The 6320-nt window shown below is 64.3% G+C and carries 6 protein-coding genes; 4 read left to right on the top strand and 2 right to left on the bottom strand.

Translation table 11 applies throughout. The features are described from left to right. A partial coding sequence (locus tag V7P99_RS14550) for a recombinase family protein (RefSeq protein ID WP_333795552.1) occupies positions 1-1539 on the bottom strand: 1539 nt, incomplete at its 3' end. Between the two features lie 90 nt (positions 1540-1629). Next, a complete protein-coding gene (locus V7P99_RS14545) occupies positions 1630-1938 on the bottom strand; it encodes a hypothetical protein (protein ID WP_271029903.1) in 309 nt (102 codons plus the stop codon). Positions 1939-2281: 343 nt separating this feature from the next. On the opposite strand from V7P99_RS14545, the gene dinB reads away from it, so the two are divergent. The 4 genes from dinB to V7P99_RS14525 form a co-directional block, all read left to right on the top strand. Beyond that, complete coding sequence (gene dinB / locus V7P99_RS14540) at positions 2282-3355, top strand: DNA polymerase IV (protein ID WP_333795551.1); 1074 nt, start codon at positions 2282-2284, stop codon at positions 3353-3355. Positions 3356-3726: 371 nt separating this feature from the next. Further along, entirely contained in the window at positions 3727-4674 is a 948-nt protein-coding gene (locus tag V7P99_RS14535; protein WP_271029901.1) for an ArdC family protein, read from the top strand. Continuing rightward, positions 4671-5048 carry a DUF2958 domain-containing protein gene (locus tag V7P99_RS14530; RefSeq protein WP_271029900.1) on the top strand — a complete coding sequence of 126 codons (378 nt, stop codon included), beginning with the start codon at positions 4671-4673 and terminating at the stop codon, positions 5046-5048. The genes V7P99_RS14535 and V7P99_RS14530 overlap by 4 nt, the downstream gene beginning before the upstream one ends. A gap of 151 nt (positions 5049-5199) precedes the next feature. After that, a partial coding sequence (locus tag V7P99_RS14525) for a ParB/RepB/Spo0J family partition protein (RefSeq protein ID WP_333795550.1) occupies positions 5200-6320 on the top strand: 1121 nt, incomplete at its 3' end.

Below are 6320 nucleotides of genomic sequence, written 5' to 3'. Positions count from 1 at the left end.
CCTCGGCTCCACCACTCCGGTTTTGCGCAGAATCTCGTCACCTAACAGCTTGAACGGCATAGAGATTCTAGCGGTTCGATAACCCTTGCCTCGGACATAGACCAGACGTTCGGCGAACACCAAGCGTAGGAGCGCTCGGCGGTCCTCGATGCGCTCGGAATACCACAGTTTCCAAGGGCTTCTCAGAAACCTCAAGGCGGTTCGATAAGTCTCTTCAAACGAGGCCTGTGGCTTGCCGCACGCAGCGATGCGGTCGCTGGTCAACGCCTTCTGCGATTCGAGTTCACGCACACGGCGCTCATAGGCGGTGATCACAGACACACCACTCGCCTTCATCAGTCGGTCGAGCAACTGATCGACCTTGCGCTCGATGTCGCGCAGGGTCTCCTGAAGCGAGGCGAGCCGTTGACGCCCCTTGGTGATACGCGCATCCCAACAATCGCGCAGCACGTCCAGAGCCAGCTCGAGCAGCCCTTGAGCGGGAACCAGCCCTGTAAGCAAAACCTCGAAGTCGCCTTCGACCACCTCCTTACGAATAGACTTCCGCGATTCAGGACACCCCTTCGTATCGCACAGGTAGTACCCGTAGCTGCGGCTCCGCCCCTTGGACCAGCAAGCCGTCATCGCCTCGCCGCAGCAGGCGCAAGTGACAAAGCCGCGCAGAGGAAAGTCGTGGCCGATGTCCTTGCGCGCCGGCGCCCTCGCGGCGCCGCGCCGCCTGTCCTGAATGGCCTGCCAAGTCTCAAATGAGATCAGCGCCTCATGGTGAGCAGGGACGTAGTTCAATCCCCATTTCGGATAGTCGATGTAGCCGGCATAGACGGGGCGAGCGAGCAATTCGGCGACACGCTCGGGATGGACGCCGCCGTGCCGATCCTTGGGCCATTCGGGCTGATCCTCGAGAAACCGCTGCACCTCTGACTGGGTCTCGAGCCTGCCGCTGGCATAGCCTTGCAGCGCCTCCTTGACGATCCTTGCCAATGGCTCGCGGCGTACCAAAAGCTTGCCGTGACCGGAGACCCTTTCGTACCGATAGCCGATCGGGGGGTAGAAGACCCAATAGCCGCGAGCGGCACGCGCCTGCATCTTCTGGATCACCTGGCGGCGATTCTGCTCGCGTTCAAGTTCGCCTTGTGCGGCGAAGATCGTTTCGACGAACTTGCCCTCTGGCGTGTCGTCGAAGCGGAAGTTAAGGCACTCGACGCGAGCACGGCGTTTCTGGAATGCGCGCCGCAACTGGATATGGAACTCCGTATCGCGAGCGAACCGTTTCAGGTCGTCGAAGATGACGACGTAGTCCTTGTGTCCACGTTGGGCATCAAGATAGCTGAGCAAGGCGACCATGCCGGGCCGCTTCATGAAGTCGCCGCCCCCGGAGACATCGTCTGGAAAGACCGCCTCAACCTCATAGCCCAAGCGTTCGGCATATTGCCGGCACCGCATCTCCTGCGAATCCAAGCCGTGCCCTTCGCTCGCCTGCTTCGAGCTCGAGACGCGGCAATAGATCAGGGCCTTTGTCACGACGAGTGCGGTATTCATTCGTCAACCACTCTCTCCTCCGGCGCCTCGCGCGATATCGAAAAGTCGCTAGCTAATAGGTCAGATTTGTGGGGACTCCCCACGCTCACTTCATAGCACGTCGGGACCCGAACGCACATTGGCGTCGATTGGATCGCCGCATGCAAGCTGTGCGGGATCGTCGCCAAAAGCGCGGTCGACGAAGCTCTGCATGATTTGCTGCAAAGCGCGAATCATCTCGATCTTCACCTCAAGCGGAACATCGAAATGTTCCAGATGAGCCAGATAGGCTTCGAGCTTTGCCGGCGCGATCTCACCCGCAACATTCCCGTCGCCCGTCGTCCCCGGATTTATGCGCTGCTGATCGTGCTGCGCGGCCGACGGTGTGGTGCTTCCGTCTTTGTTGTCATTCTTTCTCATGCACGTCCGAAGTTGTCTGGTTGCGCACCGCTATCGGCGCAAGGCTCGACCAAGCATCTCGGCGGCACGCGTTCGCGGCAACGAGGAAAACGCGAAAAACGTGGGAATTTGGGAGTAGTTGAAGGCAGGCGCAGGAACCTCGTGTCCTCCGCAACGTGGTTGATGCGGCCGTAGAGAGAGAAACATTCGATGGCAGTCGTGATGCGACAAGCCTTAGCGTCGATGACATATCTAACAGCCATCAGCGGACGTGCGGCGTGGATCTGCTATTGATCCAATGTTTGCGGTTGTCACAGAGGCCAGGGCGGTAGCTCTCGCACGCGTTTTGGTGTGAACTCGCCCCATGCGCAAGATCATCCACATCGACATGGACGCCTTCTATGCGTCCATCGAGCAGCGGGACAACCCCGACCTGCGCGGAAAGCCGGTGGCGGTCGGCTCCGCCGTCAAGCGCGGCGTCGTGGCAGCGGCGAGCTATGAAGCGCGGGCTTTCGGCGTTCGCTCGGCCATGCCGTCCGCCACCGCGCTGCGCAAGTGCCCGGAGCTCCTGTTCGTCCCCCCGCGGTTCGATGTTTATCGGACGGTATCGAACGAGATCCGAGAGATCTTCCACGCCTACACGCCGCTGGTGGAGCCGTTGTCCCTGGACGAAGCCTACCTGGACGTGACGGAGAACCTGCGCGGCATCCCGACCGCCTCGGAGACCGCAACCGAGATCCGCGCGCGCATCCTCGAGCAGACTGGCCTCACGGCCTCGGCCGGCGTCTCCTACAACAAGTTCCTTGCCAAGCTGGCCTCCGACCAGAGGAAGCCCAACGGACAGTTCGTGGTGACGCCCAACCAAGGTCCAGTGTTCGTGGATGGCCTGCCGGTGGAACGGTTTCATGGTGTCGGGCCGGTGACGGCCGAAAAGATGAAGGCGCTCGGCATCCATACCGGCGCCGACCTCAAGCGGCAGACGCTCGCGTTCTTGGAGGAGCACTTCGGCAAGTCAGGGGCCTGGTACTACGGGATTGCGCGTGGCGAGGATCACCGGGCGGTGGTGCCGAACCGGGAACGGAAATCGTCCGGCAGCGAGACCACCTTCTCGGACGACCTGTTTGCTGCGGCCGACATCGAGGCCGGTATCGTTGCGATGGCCGACGACGTGTGGACCTGGTGCGAGAAGACGGCGACCTACGGGCACACGGTCACGGTGAAAGTGAAGTACACGGATTTCCGGCTGATCACGCGCAGCCGGACGGTTTCATCGCCAGTCACGACGCAAACTAGGCTGCGGGAGCTCAGCGTGGCACTGGTTCGCACAGTGTATCCGGTGACGGTGGGCGTGCGCCTCGTCGGGGTGTCGGTCTCCAAACTGACGAGCGAGGACCAGACCATTCCGCAGCTGGAGTTGGAATTGCTTCGCGAAGCGTGAGCGCGTGGCGCGGGTCGGCGAGGGTGTCGTCACCGTTCGCAGAGTCCTCATCCGCTGTTGTTGGGCGCCCCGCGGCCAAGAGGGCCGCGGTCGGCCCTACCGCGTGGCCCGTTGCGGCCCGGGCCACGCGCCCGAGCCCCGCGTCTTGCCGGAGGCGAGCCCGGCAAGAGTCGCGGGTCTCGGCCCATGCGGGTTACGGACCTGGCGCAGGACCATGAGCACCAGGTGTCGGCGCATTCCAGCCGCGCGAGGTCCCGTGCCCGAGGTCCGGCCGGCTGCCGTGGAGACGAGACAGAGGTGGGCGGTGGTCGCCGTGACGGGCTCGAGGTGGCGAGAGAGAGGCTCTTGCCGGCCCGTCGTGGAGGCCCGCGATGTCCAAATCCCCTTCTCCTACTGGTGCCGGCGGCAACCGGCCCGCGTTCTACGACGACATCACCAACAAGATCATCGCCGAGCTGGAGGATGGCCGTGTGCCCTGGGTGCAGCCCTGGGGCACGCAGTCCGCCAAGGCGCAGCTCGCGATGCCGAAGAACGCGTCGACCAACCGCACTTACTCCGGGATCAACGTCCTCATCCTCTGGGGCGCAGTCATCGAGCAGGGTTACGCCGGCCAGAGCTGGCTGACGTTTCGCCAAGCTCTCGCGCTCGGCGGCAACGTCCGCAAAGGCGAGCGCGGCATCACCGTCGTCTATGCCGACCGTTTCATACCAGACAACGCCAAGCGACGCGCGGCGGCCAGCGGCGGCGAAGCCCGCGCCATTCCGTTCCTCAAGCGCTTCACCGTCTTCAACACCGACCAGTGCGATGGGTTGCCCGACGAGATCGCAACCGTCGCGCCGCCTCCCCCTCCGGGCACCATCGAGCCGCGTGTCGATGCCTTGATCAAGGCTACCGGCATCGACTTCCGCATCGGTGGCAACCGGGCCTTCTATACGCCGTCCGAAGATTACGTGCAGGTGCCGCCACCGGCCGCGTTCTTCGAGCCGATCAACTGGCACCGGACCGCCTTGCACGAGCTCGGCCACGCCTCGGGACATGCCTCGCGGTTGAACCGTGATCTCGCGGGGGCCTTCGGCTCCCGCAAATACGCGTTCGAGGAGCTGGTCGCCGAGATGAACGCGGCGTTCTGCTGCGCCGCGCTCGGCATCGCGCCGACCGTCCGCCATGCCGACTACATCGGATCGTGGTTGGAGGTCCTGCGGGAAGACAACCGCGCCATCGTCCGTGCCGCATCGCTCGCAAGCAAGGCCGCCGACTATCTCTTGGGTTTCTTGCCCGAAGCCGGCGACACAGCCTCGAATGGACGGAGGGCGGCATGATCCTCCTCACCCCGGAGCTGCACGAACGCCTGCTCGCTAACGGGCGCCTGCGTGATGTCGATCACGTCCCCGTGGTCAAGTTCTTCAATCCCCTCGGCGCCGCGACCTGGCTCGTCACCGAACTCGACGAGGATAACGACACGTTGTTCGGACTCGCCGACCTTGGCTTCGGCTGTCCGGAGCTTGGTGCCTTCAGCCTGACGGAGATGGCGTCAGTGCGGCTTCCGCTCGGCCTCGGCATCGAGCGCGACCTCTGGTTCGAGGGCACGTTCCCGTTGTCGGTCTATGCCGCAGCCGCGCACACGGCCGGCCGCATCGTCCTCGACGACGAGCTTCTGAAGGCCGCAGCCGGGGCGCTGCGACAGACGGAGTGAGTCCCGCTCGCTTCCAACGGCACGCAGCGTGGCGCGCGGCGTGCCGTTCCACCCGGTGCGAAGCAGGCCAGAGGAAGAGAGGGGTGTGGAGTTCGTGACGGGTTGGAGGTCGCGAGAGAGTCTCGGGCCGCCCGTCGCGGAGAACCCCGAAATGGCCAAAACCCTTCCCAAAATCGCGCTCAGCGTCTCGCGCGACATCCCATTCAACAAGCTCGTCCTCAGCCAGTCTAACGTTCGGCGCATCAAGGCCGGCGTCGCCATCGAGGAGCTGGCCGAGGACATCGCCCGGCGCACGTTGCTGCAGAGCCTGACCGTGCGCCCGGTGTGCGATGCCGACGGCAACGAGACCGGACTCTACGAGGTTCCGGCCGGCGGACGACGCTACCGGGCGCTCGAGCTTCTCATCAAGAAGAAGCGCCTTCCCAAGACCGCACCCATTCCGTGCGTCATCCGCACCGGCGGCATCGCCGAGGAGGACAGCCTGGCCGAGAACGTGCAGCGCGCGCCTCTGCATCCGCTCGATCAATTCCGCGCCTTCCTCACCCTGCGCGAGAAAGGCCAGTCCGAGGAGGAGATCGCCGCCGCCTTCTTCGTCTCGGTCGCTATCGTGCACCAGCGCCTACGGCTCGCGGCGGTGGCACCGTCGTTGCTCGACGTCTACGCCGAGGACGGCATGACGCTCGACCAACTCATGGCCTTCACCGTCAATCCCGACCATGCGCGCCAGGAGCAGGTGTGGGAGGCCCTGCAGCGGTCCTATAGAAGCGAGCCCTATCAGATCCGGCGCATGCTCACCGAAGGGTCGGTACGGGTTTCCGACAAGCGGGCGCTGTTCGTCGGCACGACGGCCTACGAGGAAGCGGGCGGCACGATCCTGCGCGACCTGTTCGAGTCCGATGACGGCGGCTGGCTCCAGGAGCCGGCCCTGCTCGAGAAGCTCGTCGCCGACAAGCTCGAGCGCGAAGCCGACGCCATCCGGGCCGAGGGCTGGAAATGGATCGAGGTGGCGCCCGAGCTTCCTTACGGCCACACCTATGGTCTCCGCCGGCTGCGCGGGCGCGAGGTGCCGATAAGCGAAGAGGAGGTCGCGGCGCGCGATGCGCTCCAGGCCGAGTTCGACCAGCTCGAGGCCATGTACGCCGAAGCCGACGAGATCCCGGAAGACGTTGACCAGCGGCTTGGCGAAATCGAGACCGCGCTGACGGCGTTCGACGAGCGCCCTGTCGTCTATGAGCCGGACGAGATCGCGCGCGCCGGCGCCTTCGTCAGCAT

The organism is Hyphomicrobium sp., assembly GCF_036780825.1.
GTDB lineage: Bacteria > Pseudomonadota > Alphaproteobacteria > Rhizobiales > Hyphomicrobiaceae > Hyphomicrobium_C.
Note: the sequence above shows the minus strand (reverse complement) of the source record. Positions and strands in the feature narration are given on the sequence as shown.